Here is a 25,515-nt window from a genome sequence, read left to right as displayed (position 1 = left end):
ACCAGCCTGGTGGCCGTGGCCCAGGCCTGGCACGCGCTGGCCAGCGGACAGTGCGACGTGGCGCTGGCCGGCGGCATCAACGTGGCCGTGCCGCAGATCAGTGGCTACCTGCACGTCGAAGGCGGCATGGAATCCGCCGACGGCCATTGCCGGCCGTTCGATGCAGACGCCAGCGGCACCGTGTTCGCCAGCGGCGGCGGCGTGGTCGTGCTGCGCCGGCTGGAAGACGCCCTGGCCCAGGGCGACACGGTGTACGCCGTGATCCGTGGCGTGGGCCTGAACAACGACGGCGGCGACAAGGCCAGCTTCACCGCGCCCAGCGTCACCGGCCAGATGGGCGCCATCCGCATGGCGCTCGACCAGGCCGGCGTGAGCGCGCGCCAGATCGGCTACGTGGAAGCGCATGGCACCGGCACCTCGCTCGGCGACCCGATCGAGGTGGCCGCGCTCACCCGCGCCTGGCGCGAAGACACCGCCGACAGCCAGTACTGCGGCATCGGCTCGCTCAAGAGCAACCTTGGCCACATGGCCGCCGGTGCCGGCGTGGTGGGCCTGATCAAGACCGCGCTCTCGCTGCACCACGGCGTGATCCCCGGCACCCTGCACTACCGCCAGCCCAACCCGCAGATCGACTTCGAGAACACGCCCTTTCGCGTGGTGGCGCAGAACACCCCCTGGCCGCGCGGCGGCGAATCGCGGCTCGCGGCGGTGAGTTCGTTCGGCGTCGGCGGCACCAACGCCCACGTGGTGATCGAAGAGGCCCCGGCGCGTGCGCCCGCATCGACCGGCGACGGCCGCTGGCTGCTGCCCCTCTCGGCCCGCACCGCCGACGCCGCACTGCAGCGCGCGCGCGACCTGGCCGAGCACCTCGAACAACATCCCGAGCTGCCGCTGGGCGACGTCGCCGCCACGCTCATGCGCGGGCGCAAACCCATGGCGCAGCGCCTCTCGGTGGTCGCCGGCAGCGCCCAGGAAGCCATCGCACGCCTGCGCGCGGCCAAGAGCAGCGTGAGCGCGCTGCAGAAGCCGCGCCTGGTGTTCCTGTTCCCGGGTCAGGGTTCGCAACACCCCGGCATGGCGCGCCAGCTGGTGGACGAAGTGCCCGCCTTCCGCGAGGCGCTCGACCGCGCCTTGCCGTTGGCCGAGACCGCTCTGGGCGTGGACCTGCGCGCCTGGCTGGTGAGCGCCGACCCGGCCGATGCCGAGGTGGCCCAACTGCTGGCGCAGACGCGCTACGCCCAGCCGGCCCTGTTCAGCGTGTCCTACGCGCTCGCGGCCTGGCTGGACAGCCTGGGCATCCGGCCCGACGCCATGATCGGCCACAGCATCGGCGAGTACGCCGCCGCCTGCCACGCCGGCGTGTTCTCGCTCGAAGACGCGATGGCCGCCGTGATCGCGCGCGGCCAGGCCATGTTCGACCAGCCCGCCGGTGCCATGCTGGCCGTGCGCACCGGCCTGGATGCCGTGCGGGCCCTGTTGCCCGAGGGCATCGAGGTCGCCGGCTGCAACGCGCCCGCGCTCACCGTGGTGGCGGGCGGCCATGAAGCCATCGACCGCTTCGCCCAGGCCCTGGAGCGCAACGAGATCGATGCCACCCGCCTGCGCGTCTCGCACGCCTTCCACAGCGCCTCCATGGAAGGCGCGCTGCCGCGCGTCGTGCAAGCGCTCGCGCAGACCCGCCTGCAGGCACCCCGCCTCACCGTGTACTCGTGCGTGAGCGGCGCGCCGCTGCAGGCGCACGAAGCCACCGACCCCGGCTACTGGGCGCGCCAGGTGCGCGCGCCGGTGCTGTTCAGCAAGGCCGTGATGGCCGAGCTCGCCCAGGGCGAGACCGTGTTCCTCGAAGTCGGCCCAGGGCAGGCGCTCACCGCGCTGCTGCGCCAGCACCGCACACCCAAGGCCGAGGTGCCGCGCATCGTGTCCATGCTGGGCGCCGCGCAGGACCCCGGCCAGCCCGCCGAGCAGGGCCTGGCCGCGCTGGGTGCCCTGTGGTGCGCCGGCATCGAACCCGCCTGGCCCGTGGCCGCGACCGCGCGCCGCGCTCCCCTGCCCACCTACCCGTTCCAGAACGACCGTCACTGGTTTGCCCGCCGCACCGCGCCCGCAGGCGCCCTGCCGTCCGATGTTTCCCTCTCCGTTGCGAGTGCCGTCACCATGAGCCGAATACCCACCGTTGAAAACGAACTCAAGCGCGTCCTGAGCGACGTCTCGGGCATCCCCGCCGACGACATGACCACGGACGCCAGCTTTGTCGACCAGGGCCTGGACTCCCTCTCGCTCACCCAGGCCACGCTGGAGCTGGAACGCGTCTTCGGCGTCAAGCTGCGCTTTCGCCGCCTGATGGAAGACCTGGACAACATCGGCAAGCTCGCGCGCTTCCTCGATACCGAAATGCCGGCCGACAAGTTCGCGCCGGTGGCCCCCGTGGCGGCAGCCCCCGCGATGGCGGCCGGCATGCCCGCCCAGGTGGCCGGCTTCGCGGCCCCGGCGGCCCTGCCGCTGCAGTTCGCGGCCCTGCCCGGCGGCACGAACGCCGTGCACCAGCTGCTTCAGCAGCAGATGCAACTCATGGCGCAGCAGCTCGCGGTGCTGGCCGGCCAGCCCATGGCGGCCGCCCTGCCGATCGCAGCGGTCCCCGTGGCGCCCGCGCCGACCGTGGTGGCCTCGGCTCCGGCCGCCGCCGCGACGGAGGCCGAACCCGCCCAGCCCTCCATCAAGTCGCTGGTCGAAAAACCCTTCGGCGCCTCGCCCCGCCTCACGCTGGAAGCGCGCCAGGACTTCACGCCCGCGCAGCGCCGCTGGCTCGACGAGTTCATCACCCGCTACAACGCGCGCTCGGGCCAATCCAAGGCCTTCAGCCAGCAGCACCGCAAGGTCATGGCCGACCCGCGCGTGGTGACCGGCTTCAACCCGCTGTACAAGGACCTGGTCTACCCCATCGTGGTGAACCGCTCGCAGGGCGCGAACCTGTGGGACCTGGACGGCAACGAGTACATCGACCTGCTGTCCTGCTTCGGCGGCAACCTGCTGGGCTACCAGCCGCCCAAGGTGATCGAGGCGATGCAGCAGCAGCTGCAGCTCGGCCTGGAAGTGGGCCCGCAACACCCCTACGCGGCCGATGTGGCCCAGCTCATCTCGGAGTTCACCGGCATGGAGCGCGTGGGCTTCTGCAACACCGGCTCCGAGGCCGTGATGGGCGCCATGCGCATCGCGCGCACCGTCACCGGCCGCAAGACCATCGCCATCTTCACCAACTCCTACCACGGCATCTTCGACGAGGTGATCGTGCGCGGCACCAGGCAGCTGCGCTCGCTCTCCGCCGCGCCCGGCATCCTGGCCAACGCGGTGGAAAACATCCTGGTGCTGGACTGGAACAGCGAGGACTCCCTGCGCGTGCTGCGCGAGCGCGGCCCCGAGCTGGCGGCGATCATGACCGAGCCGATCCAGAACAAGTACCCCACGCTGCAGCCGCGCGAGTTCGTGCAGTCGCTGCGCCAGATCGCCGACAAGGCCGGCTGCGCGCTGATCTTCGACGAAGTCGTGACCGGTTTCCGCGTCGCCCCGGGCGGTGCGCAGGAGTTCTACGGCGTGCGCGCCGACATCGCCACCTACGGCAAGGTCATCGGCGGCGGCCTGCCGTTCGCGGCCATCGCGGGCAACGCCAACTGGCTCGACGCGCTCGACGGCGGCCACTGGCAGTACGGCGACGACTCCTACCCCGAAGCCGGCGTGACCTACTTCGCCGGCACCTTCGTGCGCCACCCGCTGGCGCTGGCCGCCGCGCGCGCCACGCTGCAACACATCAAGGCCGGTGGGCGCGAGTTCTACCGCAACCTCAACGACCGCACCCAGCGCCTGATCGACCGCCTCAACACGGCCTTCGCGGTGCGTGGCGCACCGGTCAAGGCGGTGCACTGCGCCTCGATCTGGCGCCTGCAGTGGGACGACAACCAGAAGCACATCAGCCTCTTCTACTACCTGGTGCGCTACCACGGCCTGCACCTGTACGAGCAGTTCGGCCACTTCGTCACCGAGGGCATGACCGACGCCCACACCGACCGCATCTTCCAGGTGTTCACCGACGCCATGGACGAGCTCATGGGCCTGGGCTTCATCACGCCCAAGGACGGCGGCGGTGCCCCACCCCCCTCGGGCCCGCAAGGCGGCACGCGCGCAGGCACCGACGCCCAGCTCTCGCCCGGGCAGACCGAGCGCTGGCTGGCCGGCGGCTTCGATCCCTCGGCCCGGCTGGCGCTCAACGAGTCGTTCTGCGTCAGCCTGCAGGGCGGCGTGGACCGCACCGCGCTGAAGGCCGCGCTGAACGACGTGCTGACGCGGCACGAGGCCTTCCGCATCCAGTTCGATCTGGAGGAACCCCGGCAGCGGGTCGCGCCGCAGCTGAACCTGCCCGTGGCCGAGATCGACCTGAGCGCGCAGCCCGACGCCGACCAGGCGCTGGACGACTTCTGCACCCAGGCCAGCCTGCGTGATTTCCCGCTCGACCAGGCGCCGCTGGCCGCCGTGAGCCTGCTCACCCTGGCCGACGGCCGCACCGTGGTGCACGTCGTGGCCAGCCACCTGGTGTTCGACGGCTGGGCCTCCAGCGTGTTCAACGCCGAGCTCGCCACCGCCTACAAGGCCCGCAGCATGGGCATGGCGCCGGCTTTCAAGCCGGCCGAGTCGCCGCTGGACTTCGCCGAGGAAGAGCAGGCCCGCTTCGACGGACCCGACGGCCAGGAAGCCCTGCGCTTCTGGCAGCAGCAGCTGCAGAACCCGCCCGCGCCGCTGAACCTGGGCGACCGCACCCCGCAGGGCCACCGCAGCTACGCGGCCGACACGCTTCGCATACGACTGGACGGCGAGCTGTTCAGCCGCCTGCGTGCGCAGGCCAAGCAGTCGGGTGCCACGCTGTTCCAGGTGCTGCTCATGGCGCTCACCCGCATGCTGCACAAGCGCAGCGGCCAGAGCGACTTCGTGGTCAGCATCCCCTACGCCAGCCAGAGCCTGCAGCGCCGCGGGCCGATCATGGCCGACGGCGTGCTCGACCTGCCGCTGCGCCTGGGCTGCCAGCCCGGCGAGAGCACCGAGGCCGTGCTGCAGCGCGTGCGCTCGCGCCTGATGGACGCGCTGGAGTACCCGCTCATGACCCAGGGCACGGTGGCCCGCGCGCTGGGCATCCGCAGCGCGGGCGACCGCCCGCCGCTCACCGGCATCTTCTTCAACCTCAACCCCAAGGTCGACCTCTCGGCCTACGCGCCCCTGCAGGCCGCCATGCACGAAGGCCGCAAGCGCGGCACGCTCAGCGAGCTGTTCTTCAACTTCTACGAACAGAACGACGCGCTCACGCTGGACCTGCACCACAGCAGCGAGTTCTTCAGCCCGCAGCGCGCGCAGGAACTGATCGATGCCCTGCGCGCCGAGATCGCCCACTTCGCGCAGCACCCCGGCGTCGAACTGCCGGTGCTCACCGCCGTGGTGGCGCCCGCGCCCGTGCGCCCTGCCACGGCACCGGACGCGCGCCTGATCGCCTGGAACCAGGCCACCGCCATGCCGCTGGAGCCGCATGCCCGCGTGGAGCAGTGGATCAGCCGCCAGGCCGCCGCCACGCCCGATGCCGTCGCCCTGGTGGCGCACGGCGTGAGCCTGAGCTACGCCGCACTGGAATCGCGCGCCAACCGCTTCGGCCAGCTGCTGCGCTCGCGCGGCATCGGTGCCGGCATGCGGGTGGGCGTGTGCCTCACGCGCGGCCCCAACCTCGTGCCCGCCCTGCTCGGCATCCTGAAGACCGGCGCGGCCTATGTGCCGCTCGACCCGGGCTTCCCCAAGGACCGCCTGCGCTACATGGCCGAGGACGCGGGCGTGCGCCTGGTGATCACCGACGCGGCCAACGCCAGCCTCTCGGGCGTGCCGCGCGAGCAACAGATCCGCATCGACGACGACGCCGCCGCCATCGCCTCGGCCTCCGACAGCGCCCTGCCGCGCCCCGCCGACTGGGCCGACGACGCGCCCATGTACGTCATCTACACCTCGGGCTCCACCGGCAAGCCCAAGGGCGTGGTGCTGCCGCAGAACGCGGTGTGCAACTTCCTCGCCAGCATGCGCCGCGAGCCGGGCCTGCAGGCCGGCGACCGGCTGCTGGCCGTGACCACGCTGTCCTTCGACATCGCGGTGCTCGAACTCTTCCTGCCGCTCACCGTGGGCGCCAGCGTGGTGCTGGCCCAGCGCGAAGACGCCATGGACGGCGAGGTGCTCGGCCGCCTGGCCGCCGAGCAGCGCATCAACGTGATGCAGGCCACTCCCACCACCTGGCACATGCTGCTCGACGCCGGCTGGCGCGCGCCCGCCGGCTTCCGCGCCCTGTGCGGCGGCGAGCCGCTGCCGCCCTCGCTGGCGCAGCGCCTGCTCGAGGCCGGCGTGGAACTCTGGAACATGTACGGCCCGACCGAGACCACCGTGTGGTCCACCCTGTGCCGCGTCACCGACGCGGCGCAGAAGATCACGATCGGCCACCCGATCGCCAACACCCAGGTCTGGGTGCTGGACGAGCAGATGAAGCCCGTGGCCATCGGCCAGGAAGGCGAGCTGTGCATCGGCGGCGCCGGCGTGCGCACCGGCTACTTCAAGCGCCCCGAACTCACCGCCGAGAAGTTCGTGGCCGACCCGTTCGACACCACCACGCCCGGCGCGCGCATCTACCGCACCGGCGACCTCGCGCGCTGGCGCGAAGACGGCACGCTGGAGCACCTGGGCCGGCTGGACTTCCAGGTCAAGATCCGCGGCTACCGCATCGAGCTGGGCGAGATCGAGGCCCGCCTCGCCGCCCTGCCCGGCATCGCCCGCACCGTGGTGATGGCCCGCGAGGACAGCCCGGGCGACGTGCGCCTGATCGGCTACGCCGTGCCGCACGCCGGCCAGCAACCCGACGCCGCCGCCCTGCGCGAGGCGCTGCGCGCCGGTCTGCCCGACTACATGCTGCCCCAGCAGATCGTGCTGCTGGATGCCATGCCGCTCCTGCCCAACGGCAAGATCGACCGCAAGGCCCTGCCCGCGCCCACCGGCCCGGCACCGTCGGCCAGCGCGGGCGCGGTCAAGCCCGCGCGCAACGACACCGAAAAAGCGGTGGTCGAGGCCATGCAGGCCGTGCTCAAGCTGCCCGCCGTCGGCGTGGACGAAGACTTCTTCTTCCTCGGCGGCCACTCGCTGCTGGCCGCCAAGCTCATGGGCCAGATCAACAAGGCCTTCGGCCTGCAGCTCAACCTGCGGGTGCTGTTCGAATCGACCACCGCCGAAAAGCTGGCGCGCCTGATCGACGAACAACGCGGCGCCACGGCGCCCACCCGCGAACCGCTGGTGCACCGCGCTGACCAGCGCCAGGCGCCGCTGACCCTGATGCAGGAGCGCATCCGCTTCATCGAGGCCATGCAGCCCGGCCGCACCGTCTACAACGCGCCCTCGGGCCACCGCCTGCGCGGCCCGATGGACCTGCAGGCCTTCGACCGCGCCTTCCAGGACATCGTGAAGCGCCAGCCGGCGCTGCACAGCGCCGTCGTGTCCACCGCTCAGGGCCCGGTGCAGAAGAACGTCGAGCTGCCCGCGTTCAGCCTGCTGCCGCTGGAAGACCTGGGCAGCTACCCGCCGAGCGAACAGGAAGCCGTGCTGCAGGAGCGGCTGGCCGCCCTGTCCGACCAGGCCTTCTCGCTCGAGCACGCGCCCCTGTTCAAGGCCCGCCTGTTCCGCCTCGCCGACGACCACCACGTGCTGTTCTTCATGACGCACCACGTGATCTGGGACGGCTGGTCGTTCGACCTGCTGTACGACGAGATGAACGCGCTCTACCAGGCCTTCTCGGAAGGCCGGCCCTCGCCGCTGCCGCCCCTGGCCCTGACCTACGGCGACTTCGCCGACTGGCACGCGCGCTGGCTGGACAGCGACGAACTGCAGGACCAGCTGACCTACTGGAAAAAGCAGTTCCTCGGCAAACCGGTGCAGGAGCCGCTGACCGACCTGGCCCGCCTGCCCGGCATGCTGCGCGAAGGCGCCACCGAGTCCATGCACATCGCCGCCGAGCAGGCCGACCGCGTGCGCGACATCGCCAAGCGCACCGGCTCCACGCTGAGCATCGTGGCGCTCTCGGTCTACGCCGCCATGGTCTCGCAGCTGCTGCGCGAGCCCGCGCCGACCATCGGCCTGCCGGTGCGCGGCCGCCCCACGCCCGAGCTCGACCCCATCATGGGTTTCTTCAACAACATGCTGCCAGTGCGCCTGCCGGTGGACACCTCGCTGAGCTGGCTCGACTGGATCGGTCGCGTGCGCGCCGCCGTCGTCGAGGCCTTCGCCCACCAGGACGTGCCCTTCGAGCGCATGGCCCACGTGCTCGAAGCCGAACAGCCCGGCGTGCACGCGCGCCTGTACCAGTGCATGTTCTCGTTCCAGGACGCGCGCAACCGGCCCACCCACTGGGGCCCGCTCGAGCACGAGCGCGTGCACGTGCGCCACAAGGGCGCCACCGAAGACCTCAACCTCTGGCTGGTCGAGATCCCCTCCGGCATCGAAGGTGGCATCCAGTACGACACCCACCTCTACCTGCCTTCCACCGCGAAGTCCCTGCACGAGCGCTTCGTGGCCCTGCTCGACGCGGTGGCCCGCACGCCGAACCAGACCGTGGCGCAGCTGATGGCGCCCACGCCCGCCGAACAGGCCCGCGTGCTGGCGCTGGACGCGCCGGCCGTGGCGCCCGCGCAAAGCCTGTTCGATCTGCTGGAGCAGCGCGCCAGCGCCCTCACCCCACCCGCGCTGCTGCGCATCGGCGGCACCGAACTCGACGCCCGCGAGCTGGTCCGCCGCGTGAACGACAACGCGGCCCAGCTCAAGACCCGCCTGCCCGCGGCGGGCCACCCGCTCACCGTGGCCATCGCGATGCAGGAGCCGGTGGCCCAACTGGTCACCGCCCTGGCCGTGCTGCGCCTGGGCCACCACTGCCTGCCCCTGACACCCGGCGACACGCCGCCCGCCGACGCGGTGGCTTTCGGCGACGCACCCTGGCTGCAAAGCCAGCCCGCCGCCACGGCGCGCAAGGCGGCGGTCCAGCCGCAAGCCTTCGACGCCGCGCTGGTCGCCCAGATCAGCGCCGGCCTCGCCCGCCAGGCCCACCTGCTGGTGGGCGACTGCCTGCGCGCCAGCGCCCACGCCACCGGCACCGCGCTGACCCTGCTGGGCCTGGCGCTGCACACCGGCGGCCGGCTGGTGCTGTGGGACCAGGCGCCCGACGGCGCCACCCTGGTGGCCGACCTCCAGCGCGAGCGCACCGGCCTCGTCTTCGCGGACGCCAACACCTGGGCCGACGCCCTGCAGGCCCGCCGTGGCGCCTCGCTCTCGGTCATCGCCGCCGTGGACGCGCGCGACAACTCCCCCGAACTCGTGGCGCAGCTGCTGGACGCGGGCCTTTCCGTGCTCAACGTGCTGCAGACCGATTCACTGCCCCTGCCGCTGGCCGCCCACTGGGTGGCCGACGCGGCCGAGGCCGGCCTGGTGGGCCGACCCCTGGTGCCGCACACCGTGCGCGTCGCGCCGCGGCCCGAGGGCACGGCCCCGATCGGCGTGGCCGCCCCCGTCTGGGTGAAGGCCGGCGCGGCGGGCGCCTGGACAGCCAGCCACACCAGCGCGCGCTGGCGCAGCGACGGCGTGCTGCAACACGTGAGCGATGCGAACGAACCCACGGTGCTGCTCGGCGGTGGCCTGGTGGACCTCGAGGCGCTGGAGCAGGCGGCGCTGGCGCTGCCGGGCGTCGACGTGGCCGCCGCGCAGGCCGCGGTGGACTCGAACGGGCGCCGCCGGCTGGTGATCGGCCTGCAGGCCAGCGGCCTGTCCGCCGCGCAGCGCGAATCCCACGCCCGCGCGCTGCTCGACGCCGTGCCCACCGAGGCCCGCGCGGCGCTCGACCTGCGCTGGTTCGAGCAGATCGTGCGCCACCCCTCGGGCCGGCTGCAGCTGGCGCAATCGCGCGCGCTCAAGGCGCAGGCGAGCCAGACCGGCGACCGCTTCGCCGGCACGGCCACCGAGCAGGCCATCCACGCGGTCTGGAGCGAGCTGCTGGGCATGAGCCACATCGGCCGCAACGACAACTTCTTCGACCTGGGCGGCACCTCGCTCACCGCCATGCAGGCCGTGCTCAAGCTGGAGCAGCAGATCGGCAAGCAGATCAGCCCGCGCCGCTACGTGAGCGAAACGCTGGCCCAGCTCGCTGTGGCCTACGACGCCACCGGTGCCGACACGCCGCCGGCCTCCGCGGCCGCCAACGCCGACGCGGCCGAACCCGCGCCGGGCCTCATGAAACGGCTCGCGCGCCTCGTTCAACGGGCCTGACCCGGCACACCACCGATTCGATTCCATGGACCTTGCGATCAGACGTTTCGGCCGCCCCGGGCGGGAGATGGTGGGCGTGTACCAGACCGCCAGCAGCGGTGGCGCACCGCGCGCGCGCTTCCTGCTGTGCCGCCCGCTCGGCCAAGAGGCCGTGCGCACCGCGGCCATCTACCGTGTCGTGGGCGAACGGCTCGCGCGCGAGCGCTGTGAATCCCTGCGCTTCGACTACCACGGCACCGGCGACTCCCCCGGCAACGAGGAAGACCAGTCGCTCAGCGGCTGGCTGGACGACACCCTGGCCGCCCACGAGCAGCTGCAGGACGGCGATGGCGCGCCCGTGATCTGGTTCGGCATGGGCCTGGGCGCCACCCTCGCGCTGCGCGCGGCCCTGCGCGCGCGCAAGCCGCCCACGCAGCTCGTGCTGTGGGAACCGGTGCTCGACGGCCCCACCTACATGCGCCAGCTCATGGAAGGCCACCAGCGCGAACTGGTGCGCATGTTCCGCGTGCCCTGGGACCGGCTGCTCGCCAGCGACAAGGGGGTCGCCCCCGGCCTGCCGGGCGACCTGCTGGGCTTTCACGTCGGCCAGTCCCTCGCCGACGAACTGCAGAACCTGCGCGACGTGCAGGTGGCGCCCGCGCTGCGGCGCGGTGTGCGCGTGCTCTGCGCCGTGCCCGATGAACAGCGCGGGCATTTCGCCGACCTGGAGAACCACCCCGAATTCCGCCTGCACAATATCGGGCAGATCACCGACTGGATGTCCAGTCAGGCGATGGGCACGGCGATCGTCCCTCCGGACCTGCTGCGCGCCGTTCTCTCCACCCTCGACTGACCGATGGCCGAACACACCCTGACGCTGGGGATCGAAAACCACCTCGTCGCCACCTTCACCCCCGCCGACACGGGCTTCAACGGCGCGCCGCCCGTCGTGGCCCTGTTGACCAACTCCGGCGTGATCCCGCGCAGCGGGCCGCACCGCATGAACGTGCACCTCGCGCGCCGCCTCGCGGCCCAGGGCATTCCTTCGGTGCGTTTCGACATGAGCGGCCTGGGCGACAGCCGCCGCACCGCCAGCACCCTGCCGGTGGTCGAACAGTGGGTGGCCGACACGCGCTCGGTGATGGACGCGGCCCAGGCGCGCTTTGGCTGCGCGCGTTTCATGATGGTGGGGTTCTGTTCGGGCGCCGAGGTGGCGCACCTGGTGGCGCTGGAAGACCCGCGCCTGCGCGCCATCCTGCTGTGGGACCTCTACGCCTACCCGACGGCCGCCTCACGCACCCGGACCTTCTTCTACAAACTGCGCCGCGCGGGCCTGGCGGGCGCGGTGCGCAAGGCGGCCGACCGGCTGCTCGGCCTGTTCCGCGCCAGATCCACCGACGGCGATGGCGGCAACGGCAGCGGGCGCGCGGTGGAAGTGTCCCTGGCGCCACCGAAAGAGGTCTTCGGCCAGCGCATCCAGACCCTGAGCGACGGTGGCGTGGAGCTGCTGTTCGTCTACTGCGGCGGCGAGCCCGAGTGGTTCAACCACGCCGGCCAGTTCAAGGGCATGTTCGGCCAGTTCCCGTTCCACGAGAAGGTGGGCTTCAACTACCTGGAAGTGTCGGACCACCTGATCACGACACGCACCGCGCAGCAGGCCTTCCTGGCCATGACCGACGACTGGCTGACAAGCCGCGTGCTGCCTTCGAACCGCTGAACCGTTCGCTCAGCCCTTGGGCGGCGAGCGGAAGTTGGTCGCCTTCATCCACGTCTCCACCAGGCCGATCAGGCGGGCGCGGTTGGCCGACGACGCGAAGGTGTGGTCGCATTCCTTGAAGTACTCCAGCCACAGCTGGTCGCCGAAGGTCAACAGGGGGAAGGCGTCCAGCAACTGGCGGCGGTAGTTGTGCTGGCGCTGCCGGTCCGAGGTGAGCACGGCCAGCATCTGCACACCGCTGCCGAGCGCGCGGCCGTAGGCATTCTGCAGGAAGGCCTTGACCTTCGGATCTTCCAGCGACGGCCCCCGGGCCTCCACCTCTTCGGCCGGCGACCCGCCGGGCGCCTTGCGGCTCAGGCGGCGCCGCAGCGCGCGCCAGATCGGGTGGCGGCCCAGCATCAGGTTCAGCCAGGCGCGCAGGCCCAGGATGCGGTGGCCGTAGTGGTGCACGTAGTAGCCCAGGGTGCGCGGAATGGACGGGTCCATCAGCGCCACGCCCACCACGCGCTCGTCGGTGCCGGCGTAGATGATGGAATGGTCGGCGCCCGAGCACAGGCCCACCAGCACCACGCGCTGCACCTGGCGCGTGGCCTGCAGCATGTCCAGGATCTCGCGGATATCGGCCATGGTGGCGTCCAGCGGCGGCAGCGCATCGCTGCGCGCCTCGCTGTCGCCCAGGCCGGAGAGGTCGACCCGCAGCACACCGAAACCCGCGGCCGCCAGCGCGCGGGCCAGCAGCACGTGCATGCGGTTGGGGCCGACGCGGTGGATGATGCCGGCGTTGAGGATCACGACAAAAGGCGCGTCGGGCACGGCCGAGCGCGTGGACGCGGGCGTGATCACCCCGACCATGGATTTGCGGGGGCCCAGCAGCAAGGCCTGTTCGACGACGCGTTCCATCAGGCCAGCCACTCCACGACGCGCTGCAGCAGCTTGACGGGCACGGCGCCCGCGCCGGAATGCTGGTCCTCCAGCCAGGCGGGCTGGCTCTGGATGTGCTCGAAGGGCTGCGCGCCGGGCCGCGCCGTTTCGAGCGCGGTGCGCACGGCGTCCTGCCCGAGCACGTTTTCCGACACCACCATGAGCGTGCGCGCCGGCAGGCCGGGCGCGTGCTGCAGCAGGTCGATGGCCTGAAGCTCGGTCGCCAGGGCCACGGACATGGGAAAGCCCAGCAGCTCCCCGGCGTTCACCTTCAAGGCGCGCTCGCGGGCCACGGCCGCGTCCAGGCGCTGCAGGCCGGCCAGGTGATCGGCCCCCTGCACCACCGGATCCCACAGCACCACGGCATCCACGTCCTTGCGCCGCACCGGCGCCACGCGGGCCGCGAGCAGGCCACCCAGGCGCAGGCCCACCAGGCCCACGCGCTGCAGGCCGGCGGTGTCCTTGAGTTCGTCGATGGCGGTTTCCACGTCGGCCTGCCAGCCTTTCAGGTCGCCCTCGTTCGTGTCCCCGGCGGAATCGCCGGTGCCGTAATAGTCGAAACGCAGCACGTGCACGCCGGACTCGGCCAGCAGCCGGCCGAGCTGGCAGACGCTGCGGTGCGCGCGCAGGTACTCCGTGCCCCAGGGCGGGCAGATCACGACCCCGCGCGCCTTCCCGCCGCGCGCGTGCGCCGGCGTGTAGACGCCGAACAGGCGGCGCGAGCTCTCACCAAAAAACAGTGGCGTCATTCCTGGAGGCTTCCCTTTTCGGCGGCCGCGGTGGCGCACCACCTGACGCAGGTTCTGGAAGAACAATGTACGCGCATCCATGCGCCACCCCAACCGCTTTTCCACCGCCTGCGCCACGCGCAGCGACAGCAGGGAATGGCCGCCGAGTTCGAAGAAGTTGTCCTCGGCGCCCACGCGATCGACGTGCAGGATGGCGCGCCAGATCTCGGCCATGGCCTGCTCGTGGCCCGGCTCGGGTGCGACGAAATCGCGCGCGGCCTGCACCGCGTGGCGGAACGGGTCGGGCAGCGCGGCGCGGTCGACCTTGCCGTTGGGCGTGAGCGGGATCGCGTCCACCGCCGCCACCACCGACGGGATCATGTAATCCGGCAGCTGCTTGCGCAGGAAGCGGCGCACATCGCTGGCGGTCAGGTCTTCGCCCGGCTGGAACGCCAGGTAGGCCACCAGCCTCACATCGGCCGGGCCGGCCTCGCGGCCCATCACCACCGCCTGGCGCACGGCCGGGTGGGCGGACAGCGCGGTCTCGATCTCGCCCAGTTCGATGCGGTAGCCACGCACCTTCACCTGGTGGTCGAGCCGGCCCAGGTGGTGCAGATGGCCTTGCGCGTCCCAGCGCGCGAGGTCGCCGGTGCGGTACAGGCGCGCACCCGGCTCGCGGGCGAAGCGGTCGGCCACGAAGCGCTCGGCCGTGAGCTCCGCGCGCTCGTGGTAACCCGTGCGCAGCGCCGGCACCGCCGATGCACAGCTCACCGGGCACGCCGATCGGCACGGGCTCGCCGCGCGCATCGACCACGTAGACCTGCGTGTTCGCAATGGGCCGGCCGATGCGGATGGGCGCCGGCGAAGGCTCCACGCGCTGCACGGTGGACCAGATGGTGGTCTCGGTCGGGCCGTAGAGGTTCCACAGCTGGGCCACGCGCTCCAGCAGGCGGTCGGCCAGGTCGCGCGGCAGCGGTTCACCGCCGCAGAAGGCGCGCAAGGGGCGCGCCGGGGTCCAGTCGGTTTCGAGCAGCAGGCGCCAGGTGGCCGGCGTGGCCTGCAGCACCGTGGCCCCGCACGCGGCGAGCCAGTCGGCCAGCGCCGCGCCGTCGGTGACGGTGTCGCGCGAGGCGAGCTCGACCCGCGCGCCCACGGTCAGGGGCAGGTACAGCTCCAGACCGGCGATGTCGAACGACACCGTGGTCACGGCCGCGAGCACGTCGTCGGCGCCCAGGCCGGGCTGCAGCGCCATCGACGCCAGGAAGTTGGCCAGCGCGCCCTGCGGCACCACCACGCCCTTGGGGCGGCCGGTGGAGCCGGAGGTGTAGATCACATAGGCCGCGTCGCCGGCGCCGGCCGAGGGCGCCGGGTTCTCGCCACTGTGCGCGGCGATCGCGGCCGCGTCGGCCAGCGGGTCCACGCAGCGCACGCCTTCGGGTGCGCTCACGGCGTCGGCCGCCTCGCCCGCCGTGACCAGCACCTGCGCGCCGCTGTCTTCCAGCATGTAGGCCAGGCGCTCGGCGGGAAAGTCGGGGTCCAGCGGCACATAGGCCCCACCGGACTTGTGCACCGCCAGCAGCGCGATCAGCAGGTCCAGCGAGCGGTCCATGCAGATGCCCACGCGCACGCCGGGCCGCACGCCCAGGCCCTGCAGGTGGTGCGCGAGCTGGTTGGCGCGGCGGTTCAGCGTGGCGTAGTCCAGGGTCTGGCCCTCGAAGCCCGCCGCGGTGCGCGTGGGCAATTCGGCGGCCTGCCGCTCCAGGCGCTGGGCGAAGAGCGTGGTGTCCAGCGCCTGCGTGGTCTCGTTGAAGCCGTGCACGAGCTGTTCGCGCGCGGCCGGCGTGAGCAGGGGCAACTGGCTGATCGGTGCCTCGTGGTTCGCCACCGCGCCGCGCAGCAGGGCCTGCAGCTGCGAAGCGAGGCGCTCCATCATGCCGCTCGAGTAAAGGTCGCTGCGGTACTCCAGGCTGCAGACCAGCCGGCCGCCCTCCTCGCGCGCGAACCAGGTCAGCTCGTGCAGCGCACCACCGCCGGTGATGGCCAGGCCGCTCTCGCTGGTCGAGCCCTGGCTCTGGGCGTTGACGTTGTGCTGCACCACCGCCACCTGGAACAGCGGCGAGTGCTGGAACGAGCGCACCGGGCGCAGCCGCTCCAGCACGCTTTCGAAAGACACCTCGCGGTGCTCGTGCGCGTCCAGCAAGGCGCTGCGCGCGCGGCGCAGCAGTTCGCTGAAAGCCGGGTCGTCGCCGGCCTGCAGGCGCACCACCTGCAGGTTCACGAAGGGGCCGATCAGGTTTTCGAACTCGGCGCGCTCGCGCACGCCCATGGGGCTGCCCAGCAGCAGGTCGCCCTGCGCCGTGTGCGCGCGCAGCAGCGCGGCGGTGGCCGCCAGCAGCGCCATGTAGACCGTGGCGTTCTCGCGCCGCACCAGCTGGCGCAGGCCCGAGAGCAGCTCCGCGTCCAGCTCGAAGTCCACCGAGGCGCCCTTGGGCGGCGCGTCGGACAGCGGCAGGTCGGCGGGAAAGGCCGAGAGCTGGGGCGCGCCTTGCAGCGTGCGTTCCCACCAGTCCAGCCCGGCGGAGGTGTCGACCGCGTGGCGCTGCCAGGCGGCGTAGTCGGCGTACTGCAGCGCGGGCGCGGCGGCTTCGTCGCCACGCGGCGCCGCCAGCTCGGCCGCGATCTCGCGGCGCAGCACGTGCAGCGACCAGGCATCGACCGCGATGTGGTGCGCCGCGACCATCACCACCCAGCTGTCGCCGGCGGTGGCGTAGACCTCGAAACGCGCAGGCGTCTCGTGCGCCAGGTCGATCGGCGTGTGCACCACGCGCTCTACATCGGCGTCCACCTGCCATTTCTGTTCGGTCGGGGTCAGGTGCCGCAGGTCGTGCATGCGCACCTTGGGCACCTGCACGCGGCGGCCCGTGGGCTTGCCCTGTTCCTCGACGAACACCATGCGCAGGCCGAGCTGGCGCGCGTGCACGCGCTCGATCGCGGCCACCAGGGCTTCACCGCTCACGCCCAGGGGCGCGAGCCAGGTGGTGGCGATCAGGTAGGTGGTGCTGTCGGGTTCGAGCTGCTGCAGGATCCACAGCCGCTCCTGGAACGGCGACAGGGGCAACGGCCCGTCGTGCGCCACGCCGGCCGCCGGCCCGGCGCCGGGGGCGCGGCGCTGCGCCAGCAGCGCGAGCAACTCGGTCTTGTGTTCACCGATGGCGTGTTTGAGGTCCTCGTCCAGGCGGCCTCGGGCCGCGCTCACGCGCAGGCGGCCTTCGTCCGCCGTCAATTCGACGCCCAGGCCTTGCAGCTGTGCCAGCAACTCGTGCGCGTTCAAAACTCGATCTCCTCCCGGTCCTCATCCCCAGCGCCGCTCTCGGGCTGGCCTGTGCTCCTGGCGCCCGATGCGCCCTGCGCCACCACTTTCGCCGCCAGTTGGCGGATGCTGGGGCCTTCGAACAGGTCGCGCAGCGACAGGCGCGCGCCGAATTGCTCTTCGATGCGCGCGATGATGCGGGTGGCGATCAGCGAATGCCCGCCCAGCGCGAAGAAGTCGTCGTCGAGCCCGATGTCGTCCACACCCAGCAGGTCGGCCCAGATGGCGCCGATGCGCGCCTCGATCTCGCTCGGGGCCAGCGCCTGCAGGTCCACTGGGGCGGCGGCGCCCGGCTCGGCCGAGGCGGGCGGGCTCTGCGTGGCCTCGCCCGAGGTGCGCAACCAGGCCTTCAAGGCCTCCACGTCGCGCAGCATGTCGGGCATGACCTGGCGGGTGACGTACACATGCGGCAGGCCGCTGGCGAGCACGCGCCCGAAAGCTTCAGCGCCCTCCTGCGGGCGGATGGCGTAGCGCAGCGCGGCGTGCGAGCTGTCGCCCCCCTGCGCGGCCGAGAAGCCGACGTCGCGCCACGAATCCCAGCCCACCGCGAGCACACGCTCGCTCGAGCGCGCGAGGCCGGACTTGGCGAACGCGTCCTGGAAGGCGTTGGCGGCCGAGTAGTCGGCCATGCCGGCCGAGCCGAAGGAGGTGCTGATGGACGAGCACATCATGAAGAAATCGAGCCCGGCGCCAGCGAGCACGCGGTCCAGCACCAGCGTGCCTTCGAGCTTGGGCCGCAGCACGGCCTCGATGCTTTGCGCCGTTTTCTCGAACACCGTGCCGGTGCCCAGCGCGCCCGCGGCATGCACCACGCCGTGCACCGCGCCGAAACGCGCGCGCGCCATGGCGACCACGGCCTGCATCTGCGCTTCGTCGGCCACGTCGGCCGAGCACAGCAGCACCTCGGCGCCCGCGGCTTCCATCGCGCGGATGCCGGCGATGCGCTCCTTCTGCGGCGCGGGCGTGTCTTTCGCCGCCAGCAGCGTGTCCCACTGCGCGCGGTCGGGCCAGGCCGAGCGCGACACCAGCACCAGCCGGGCCGCGCGCGCGGTGCGGGCCAGCCATTGGCCCAGCGTGAGGCCGATGCCACCGGCACCGCCGGTAACGAGGTAGGTGCCACCCTCACGCAGCGGCAGCGCGCCCGCGCCCGCGTCGGCGCCCAGGCGCTGCGGCGTGAGCGTGGGCGTCCAGCGGTGGCGCCCACGGTAGGCCACCACGCCGTCCGGATCGGGCCGGGCCGCTTCGGCGCGCAGCGAGGCGGCCAGCCGGGGCGCGGCCTCAGGCGTCCATTCGCTGCCCGCCAGATCGATCGCGCGGCAGTGCACGCCGGGCACGTCCAGCGGCAGGAGCAAGGCCGGGCCGAGCAGCAGCGCGCGCTCGGGCCGAACGGACTCGGTGCCCAGCACCGGCTCGCGGTCGCTGCTGAGCACCAGCACCGGCAGCGGCTGGGCGCGCTTCACGCCACCCAGCGCGCGCGCCAGGCAGATCAGCGCGTCGAAGGCCTGGCGGCGGCCTTGCGGCAGTGCGGCGTCCAGGGCGCCGGCCATCAGCGGCGCATCGGGCGCCACGTTCCAGGCGTGCAGCACGCAGGCCAGCGGTGCCTCGCCCAGGGCGCCGAACAGTTGATCGTGGTCGGCCTGAGAACTGGGCGCCACCTCGTAGTGCGTGGCGGAGACCTGCCGGAACACGTCACCGGTGGTCACCGAGACCACCTCGGCGCCCTGCCCGGCCAGCGCGCTCGCCAGGGCCTGTGACGCGGCATCGTCGCCCCGGAACACCAGCCAGCGGCCCTGGGCCTCGGTGGACGGCGACAGAGCGGTCGGCAAGGCGCCCGCGCGTTGCCAGGAAGGTTCCCAGAACCAGTCGTCGACGGGCCGCTGCACGGCGGCCTCCGCCACCGGGGCCGCCGCCTTGGGGGGCGCGGCCTTGGGCGCCGCCGGGTCCACCGCGTGGCGCTTGCGTTCGAACGGGTAGGTGGGCAGCGGCACGCGGTGCGGCCGCACCGGGCCGTGCAGGCCGGCCCAGTCGAGCGACACGCCCGCGAGCCAGAGGCGGCCGGCGGCGTCGAGCACCGCCTGCGAGCCCTGGCGGGCGTCGCGTGCATTGCCCATGGACAGGCTGGTGCGGCGCACGCCTTCCACGCCCAGCGTCATGCCCGCCAAGGTGCGCCAGCGAGCGGCCGGGGCCGACCTCGAGCAGGTGCAGCGAGGCATCGGCCGCCAGCGTGCGCACGCCGGCCTCGAACAGCACGGCGCGGCGCAGGTGCTCGGCGTAGTACGCGGGCGAGGTGGCCTGGGCCGGTGTGATCCACAGGCCGGTGACGTTGGACACGTAGGGCACGCCGGGCGCGGCCAGGGCCATCTTCTCGACCAGCGCGGTGAACGGCGCGAGCACGCCTTCCATCATCGAGGAATGGAACGCGTGCGAGGTGTGCAGCGGCTGGGCGTCGATGCCCTGCTCCTTCAGTTGTTTGAGGCAGGCGTCGAGCACTTCGTGCGGGCCGGAGATGGCGCACAGGCCAGGCGCGTTCACCGCCGCGATCTCCAGCGTGCCGGCCGGCGTGGCCAGCCACTTCTGCAGCTCGGAAGCGCTGAGCTGCACCGCCGCCATGCCGCCGGGCGCCATGCCCTGCATCAGCTGGCCGCGCGCGGCCACCAGGGTGAGCGCATCGGCCAGCGACATCACGCCGGCCAGGTGGGCCGCCACGTACTCGCCGATGCTGTGGCCCAGCATCGCGGCCGGGCGCACGCCCCACGACTGCCACAACGTCGCCAGCGCGTACTCGGTGACGAACAGCGCCGGCTGGGCGTAGCGGGTTTCGTTGATGGTGAGGTCGCCCGCGGGGGCGAACAGCACTTCGCGCAGGTCGCGGCCCAGGGGCTCGCGCAGCAGCTCGGCGCAGCGGTCGATCGCATCGCGGTACACGGCGTGTTGCGCGTACAGGTCGGCGCCCATGCCGGCGAACTGGCTGCCCTGCCCGCTGAACAGGAAGGCCACCGGGCGCTCGCCGCCTTCGTGGCGGGCCGTGTGCACCGGGGCGCGCTTGGGCGCACCGAGCGCGGCCACCGCGTCGGCGGCGGTCGCGGCCACCAGGGTGCGGCGGTGCGGGAAGGCACGCCGGCCTTCCTGCAGCGTCCAGGCCACGTCGCGCAGGTCCTGCGCCGCGCCGGGCCCGGCGAGGTGCTCGCGCAGGCGCTGCGTGGCGGCTTCGAGCGCGGCCTCGCTGCGCGCGGACAGCACCAGCAATTGCGGTTGGCCTTTGGTTTCTGCGCGCTCCAGCTCGGGCGCTTCCTCCAGCACCACGTGGGCGTTGGTGCCACCGATGCCGAAGGAACTCACGCCCGCGCGGCGCGGCGCATCCCCCGCTGGCCAGGGCGCGGCCTGGGCGCTGGCGGTGAACGGCGAGCGGTCCAGGCCGAGCTGCGGGTTGGCCTGGCGGAAGTTCACCAGCGGCGGCAGCTCGCGGTGCTGCAACGCCAGCACGGTCTTGATGAGGCCGGCCACGCCGGCGGCGGCGTCGAGGTGGCCCAGGTTGGCCTTGAGCGAGCCCAGGCGGCAGAAGCCCTGGTCGGCGGTTCCGGCCTCGAACACCTGGCGCAGCGCCGCGATCTCGATCGGGTCGCCCAGCGGCGTGGCGGTGCCGTGCGCCTCCAGGTAGCCGATGCTGCGCGGCTCCACGCCGGCCAGCATCTGCGCCGTGGCGATGGCCTCCACCTGGCCGTCCACGCTGGGCGCGGTGTAGCCGGCCTTGCCGGCGCCGTCGTTGTTGATGGCCGCGCCGCGGATCACGGCATGGATGGTGTCGCCATCGGCCAGCGCATCGGCCAGGCGCTTGAGCACCACGATGCCGGCACCGGCGCCGGGCCGCGTGCCCTTGGCGTCCACGTCGAACGGCCGGCAGTGGCCGTCGGGCGAGAGGATCATGCCCTCCTGGAACAGGTAGCCCCCGCGCTGCGGGAAGTTCACCGACACGCCACCGGCCAGCGCGATGTCGCACTCGTGCCGCTCCAGCGCGCGGCAGGCCACCTGCACCGCCACCAGCGAGGTCGAGCAGGCGGTCTGCAGCGTCATGCTGGGTCCGTGCAGATCCAGCTTGTAGGACACGCGCGTGCAGAGAAAGTCCTTGTCGTTGCCCAGCATGAGCTGGTAACCGCCGACCGAGGCGGCCAGCGCCGGGTCGCGCAGGATCTGCGACAGCAGGTAGGTGTTCATGCTGGCGCCGGCGTAGACGCCGACGGCCTGCGCGATCGCGCCGGGCGCGTAACCCGCGTGCTCCAGCGCCTCCCAGGCGCACTCCAGGAAGATGCGCTGCTGCGGGTCGATCACCTGCGCCTCGCGCGGCGACATGCCGAAGAAGCCGGCATCGAAGTGGTCGGCGTTCTCCAGCACCGTGCCCTTGCGCACGTACTGAGGCTGCGCGCTCAGGGCCGGGTCCACGCCGGCGCCGTGCAGGTCGGCGTCGCTGAACGGTTCGAGCGACTCGACGCCCTCGCGGATGTTCCGCCAGAACGCGTCCAGATCGCGCGCGCCCGGGAAGCGCCCCGCCATGCCGACGATGGCCATGGCGTGCTCGGGAAATTTCTCGCTGGGACCCATCCCCTTACCCCTGAATCTGTTTGGCGGCGCGCGCGCGGGCGCGCTCCAGCGCCCCACTGGCGCCCACCGGTGTTGACATGCGTTCGGCCTGGGCGGCCACGGTGGTGCGCTGGAACAGCTCCACCAGCGGGAACTCTTTCCCGAACTCGCGCTGCATCGCCGACTGCAGCCGGACCAGCAGCAGCGAGTGGCCGCCGAGGTCGAAGAAGTTGGCGTGCAGGCCCACGCGCTGGGTGTTCAGCACCTCGCGCCAGAGCGCGGCGACCTGGCGCTGCACCGGCGTCATGAGGGCCTCGTCGGCGACGTCGGCCGCCTCGTCCATCACCAGCGCCGGCGCCGGCAGGGCCTTGCGGTCCACCTTGCCGTTGGGCGTGAGCGGCAGCGCCTCCAGCACCATGAAGAGGTTGGGCACCATGTACTCGGGCAGCTGCACGCGCAACGTGGCGCGCGCGGCCTCGGTCTCGAAAGTGGCGCCGGGCTGGCTCACGACATAGGCCACCAGGCGCTGATCGCCGGGCGTGTCCTCGCGCACGTGCACCACGCAGTCCTTGATGCCCTCGTGTTTCGCGAGCACGGTTTCGATCTCGCCCAGCTCGATGCGAAAGCCGCGCACCTTGACCTGGTGGTCGCGCCGGCCGACGAACTCCATGCGGCCGTCGGCCAGGAAGCGCACCACGTCGCCGGTGCGGTAGACCCGCGTCGGTCCCACGCCGGGCAGGTCCAGTGTCACGAACTTCTCGGCCGTCAGGTCGTCGCGGTTGCGGTAGCCGCGCGCCAGGCCGTCGCCACCGATGCACAGCTCGCCGCCCACGCCCACCGGCGCCGGCAGGCCCGAAGGCTCCAGCACATAGACCTGGGTGTTGGCGATCGGGCGCCCGATGGAGATCGCGCGCTGCGTGTCGGTGACGCGCCAGACCGTGGACCAGATGGTGGTCTCGGTCGGGCCGTACATGTTCCACAGCTCGCCGCCGGTGGCCAGCAGCTTGTCGGCCAGGTCACGCGGCAGGCCTTCGCCGCCGCACAGCATCTTCAGACCGGGCCGGCCTTGCCAGCCGCTTTCCAGCAGCAGGCGCCAGGTGGCCGGCGTGGCCTGCAGCAGCGTGGCCTCGGACCGGTCGAGCAGCGCCGCCAGGCGCACGCCGTCGAGCGCGGTCGCGCGCGAGGCCAGCACCACCGTGCCACCGACCGTGAGCGGGCCGTGGATTTCCAGGCCCGCGATGTCGAACGACAGTGTGGTCACCGAGACGAAGCGGTCCTGCGCGGTGATGCCCGGCTCGCGGTGCATGGACAGCAGGAAGTTCACCACCGCGCGGTGCTCCAGCATCACGCCCTTGGGGCGGCCGGTGGAGCCGGAGGTGTAGATCACGTAGGCCAGGTCGCCGCAAGCCGCCAGGGGCGCCGGGTCGGCGGCCGGCTGGGCCGCGAGCGTGGCGGCATCGCGGTCCATGCAGACCGCTCGGATGCCGGTAGGCAGGCCTTCGGCCTGGGTCGACTGGGTCACGACGATGGACAGCTCCGCGTCTTCCATCATGTAGTCGATGCGGTCCTTGGGGAACGCCGGGTCGAGCGGCACGTAGGCCGCGCCGGCCTTGAGCACGCCCAGCACCGCGACCACCATGTCTTCGCTGCGCTCCATCCACACCCCGACCAGCGACTCGCGCCCCGCGCCCAGGGCGCGCAGGTGGTGGGCCAGCTGGTTGGCCCGGGCGTTGAGTTCGGCGTAGCTCAGCGCCACGTCCTCGAACTGCAGCGCCACCGCGTCGGGCGTGCGCCGGGCCTGCGCCTCGAACAGGCCGTGCACGGTCTGCTCGGTCGGGTACGGCATGGTGGTGGCGTTCCAGTCCAGCAGCAGCTGGCGCTGTTCGCCGTCCGTCAGCAGGGCGAGTTCGCTCACGCGCGCGTCCGGCCGCTCCACGAAGCCTTCGAGCAGCTTGCGGTAGTGGTTGAGCATGCGCTCGATGGTCGAGACGTCGAACAGGTCGGTGTTGTATTCGAAGTAGCAGCGCAGGCCGTGCACGATGTCGAACACGTCGACGGACAGGTCGAAGCGCGAGGCGGTCACGTCCAGGTCCACGCTGTCGCAGCGCAAGCCGGGCAGCTCCAGGCTGGTCATGGACAGGTTCTGCAGCACGAACAGCACCTGGAACAGCGGCGAGTGGTCCAGCTCGCGGCGCGTGCCCAGCTCGTCGACCAGCATGTCGAACGGCATCTCCTGGTGCGCGTAGGCCCGCAGCGCGCGCTCGCGCACGCGGACCATGAGTTCGCGCACCGTCGGGTCGCCGTTCAGGTCGGCGCGCAGCACCAGGTTGTTGGCGAAGAAGCCGATGGTGTGCTCGACCTCGGAGCGGTTGCGGTTGGCGATGGCCGAGCCGATGGCGATGTCGGTCTCGCCGCTGTAGCGGTGCATGAGCACCTGGAAGGCCGAGAGCATCACCATGAACAGCGTCGTGCCCTCGGCGCGGCCGAAGGCCTTGAGGCGGTCGGAGAAGGCGGGCGTGAGCTGCAGCGCGCAGCGCGAGCCGTGGGTGGTCTGCACCGGCGGGCGGGGCCGGTCGGTGGGCAGCTGCAGCATCGACGGCAGGCCGGCGAGTTCGCGCTTCCAGAACGCCAGGTGCTCGTCGATCGCGCCCTGCGCGAAGGCGCGGCGCTCCCATTCGGCGTAGTCGTAGTACTGGATGGGCGGCTCGACCACCGTCACTTCGTGGCCGGTCGCCAGGCGCGAATACAGGTCGCGGAACTCCAGCATGAAGATGCCGAGCGACAGGCCGTCGGACACGATGTGGTCCAGCGCGAAGGCGAACACCTGCTGCTGCCCGCTCTCGCGGATCAGGCCGGCATGAATCAAGGGCGCCTGCGACAGGTCGAACGGGCGGCGCGCGATGCTTTCGATGGCCTGCTTGCACGCCGCGTCGCGCGCGGCGCCCTGCAGGTGCGAGATGTCGATGCGGTCCAGGTGCACGCGGGCGTTCGGGTCGATCACGAAACGCGGCTCGCCCTGCACCGAGATGAAGCGCGTGCGCAGGCTTTCGTGCCGCGCCACCAGCACCGCCAGCACGCGCTCGAGCACGGCCTCGTCCAGCGGCCCGGTGATGCGCAGGGACGCCGCGATGTTGTAGGCGTGGCTGGTGGGGTCCATCTGGCGCAGGAACCACAGCCGCTGCTGGGTGTGCGAGATCGGCATGTCGGCCTGGCGCGGCACGCGCTCCAGCGCCGGCAGCACCGAGCGGGCGGGCGCGGTGCCGTGCGCCGCCAGGTAGGCCTTGACCTCGTCCTTGCGCCGCCCGAGTTCCTCGCGGAGTTCGGCCGTCACCGCGCCTTTGGGCGCGTTGACGCTGAGCCGGTCTCCGTCGAGTTTCAGATGGATGTCCAGCCCTTGAAGCCGCTTGATCAACTCAACGGTATCGCTCACAACGTGAGTTCCTCCCGGCTGTCGGCGTCGGAGGCATCCGAGGTGTCGTCATCGCCATAGAGGCTGTTCAGGTGGGTCGCCATCTCGCCCACCGAAGGCCATTCGAAGGCGGCCGTGGCGGCCACGCTGCGGCCCAGCGCCTGTTGCAGGCGGTTGCGCAGTTCCACCGAGGTGAGCGAGTCCAGGCCCAGCGCGGTGAAGGTCTGGTCCACCGGGATCGATTGCGGCGAACCCGCCAGGCCCAGCACGGTGGCCAGCTCGCGGCGCACCAGCGTCACGAGCTGTTCGCGCCGCTCCTTGGCCGGCAGGCTGGCGTAGTCCACGCGCGCGGCGCTGCCCTGGGCCTGCGCCACCGCCGCGGTTCTGCGCGGCCGCGAGCAGGTCCGACAGGAGCCTGGGCGCCTGCCCGGCCGGCATCTGCTGGCCCAGCAGC

General features: G+C 72.1%; 9 protein-coding genes and 2 pseudogenes. 3 read left to right on the top strand and 8 right to left on the bottom strand.

Going from position 1 to position 25,515, the window contains the following annotated elements; genetic code table 11:
* Window positions 1–9: 9 nt before the first annotated feature.
* Genes ACFJI0_RS09945 through ACFJI0_RS09935 form a run of 3 tightly spaced genes read left to right on the top strand, consistent with a single transcriptional unit; the run spans window position 10 to window position 12,058 of the window.
* On the top strand, window positions 10–10,362 hold the full coding sequence (locus ACFJI0_RS09945) for an amino acid adenylation domain-containing protein (RefSeq protein WP_382324619.1): 10,353 nt from the start codon (window positions 10–12) through the stop codon (window positions 10,360–10,362).
* Between the two features lie 25 nt (window positions 10,363–10,387).
* The gene (locus ACFJI0_RS09940) at window positions 10,388–11,194 is read left to right on the top strand and encodes an alpha/beta fold hydrolase (protein WP_382324617.1); all 807 of its coding nucleotides are present in this window, start codon (window positions 10,388–10,390) and stop codon (window positions 11,192–11,194) included.
* Between the two features lie 3 nt (window positions 11,195–11,197).
* Complete coding sequence (locus ACFJI0_RS09935; RefSeq protein ID WP_382324615.1) at window positions 11,198–12,058, top strand: serine aminopeptidase domain-containing protein; 861 nt, start codon at window positions 11,198–11,200, stop codon at window positions 12,056–12,058.
* Between the two features lie 9 nt (window positions 12,059–12,067).
* Here the strand turns inward: ACFJI0_RS09935 and ACFJI0_RS09930 are convergent, their stop codons facing one another.
* The 8 genes and pseudogenes from ACFJI0_RS09930 to ACFJI0_RS09895 form a co-directional block, all read right to left on the bottom strand.
* Window positions 12,068–12,958 (bottom strand): alpha/beta fold hydrolase, encoded by an 891-nt coding sequence (locus ACFJI0_RS09930; RefSeq protein WP_382324613.1) that lies wholly within the window; start codon window positions 12,956–12,958, stop codon window positions 12,068–12,070.
* Complete coding sequence (locus tag ACFJI0_RS09925; protein WP_382158208.1) at window positions 12,958–13,728, bottom strand: alpha/beta fold hydrolase; 771 nt, start codon at window positions 13,726–13,728, stop codon at window positions 12,958–12,960. The genes ACFJI0_RS09930 and ACFJI0_RS09925 overlap by 1 nt, the downstream gene beginning before the upstream one ends.
* Window positions 13,729–13,818: 90 nt before the next feature.
* Window positions 13,819–14,208, bottom strand: a pseudogene (locus ACFJI0_RS09920) (phosphopantetheine-binding protein); the annotation flags it as partial.
* 244 nt (window positions 14,209–14,452) lie between these two features.
* Window positions 14,453–17,023, bottom strand: a pseudogene (locus tag ACFJI0_RS09915) (AMP-binding protein); the annotation flags it as partial.
* Between the two features lie 11 nt (window positions 17,024–17,034).
* Window positions 17,035–18,855, bottom strand: a complete 1,821-nt coding sequence (locus ACFJI0_RS09910) for an SDR family NAD(P)-dependent oxidoreductase (RefSeq protein ID WP_382325596.1) — start codon at window positions 18,853–18,855, stop codon at window positions 17,035–17,037.
* Window positions 18,767–21,640 (bottom strand): type I polyketide synthase, encoded by a 2,874-nt coding sequence (locus ACFJI0_RS09905; RefSeq protein ID WP_382324611.1) that lies wholly within the window; start codon window positions 21,638–21,640, stop codon window positions 18,767–18,769. The genes ACFJI0_RS09910 and ACFJI0_RS09905 overlap by 89 nt, the downstream gene beginning before the upstream one ends.
* Before the next feature lie 37 nt (window positions 21,641–21,677).
* Window positions 21,678–25,082, bottom strand: a complete 3,405-nt coding sequence (locus ACFJI0_RS09900) for an amino acid adenylation domain-containing protein (protein WP_382324609.1) — start codon at window positions 25,080–25,082, stop codon at window positions 21,678–21,680.
* The gene (locus ACFJI0_RS09895; RefSeq protein ID WP_382324607.1) at window positions 25,079–25,435 is read right to left on the bottom strand and encodes an acyl carrier protein; all 357 of its coding nucleotides are present in this window, start codon (window positions 25,433–25,435) and stop codon (window positions 25,079–25,081) included. Before ACFJI0_RS09895 ends, ACFJI0_RS09900 begins: the two co-directional genes overlap by 4 nt.
* Window positions 25,436–25,515: the final 80 nt, after the last annotated feature.

The sequence above is a fragment of the Hydrogenophaga sp. UC242_53 genome, from assembly GCF_042696965.1.
Taxonomy (GTDB): Bacteria; Pseudomonadota; Gammaproteobacteria; order Burkholderiales; family Burkholderiaceae_C; genus Hydrogenophaga.
This window is presented reverse-complemented; position numbering and strand designations above follow the sequence as displayed.

Coding starts and splice junctions, on each gene's coding strand:
- ACFJI0_RS09940 (WP_382324617.1), top strand. CDS start 10,388: ATGGACCTTGCGATCAGACGTTTCGGCCGCCCCGGGCGGGAGATGGTG.
- ACFJI0_RS09930 (WP_382324613.1), bottom strand. CDS start 12,958: ATGGAACGCGTCGTCGAACAGGCCTTGCTGCTGGGCCCCCGCAAATCC.
- ACFJI0_RS09935 (WP_382324615.1), top strand. CDS start 11,198: ATGGCCGAACACACCCTGACGCTGGGGATCGAAAACCACCTCGTCGCC.
- ACFJI0_RS09905 (WP_382324611.1), bottom strand. CDS start 21,640: ATGGCCATCGTCGGCATGGCGGGGCGCTTCCCGGGCGCGCGCGATCTG.
- ACFJI0_RS09925 (WP_382158208.1), bottom strand. CDS start 13,728: ATGACGCCACTGTTTTTTGGTGAGAGCTCGCGCCGCCTGTTCGGCGTC.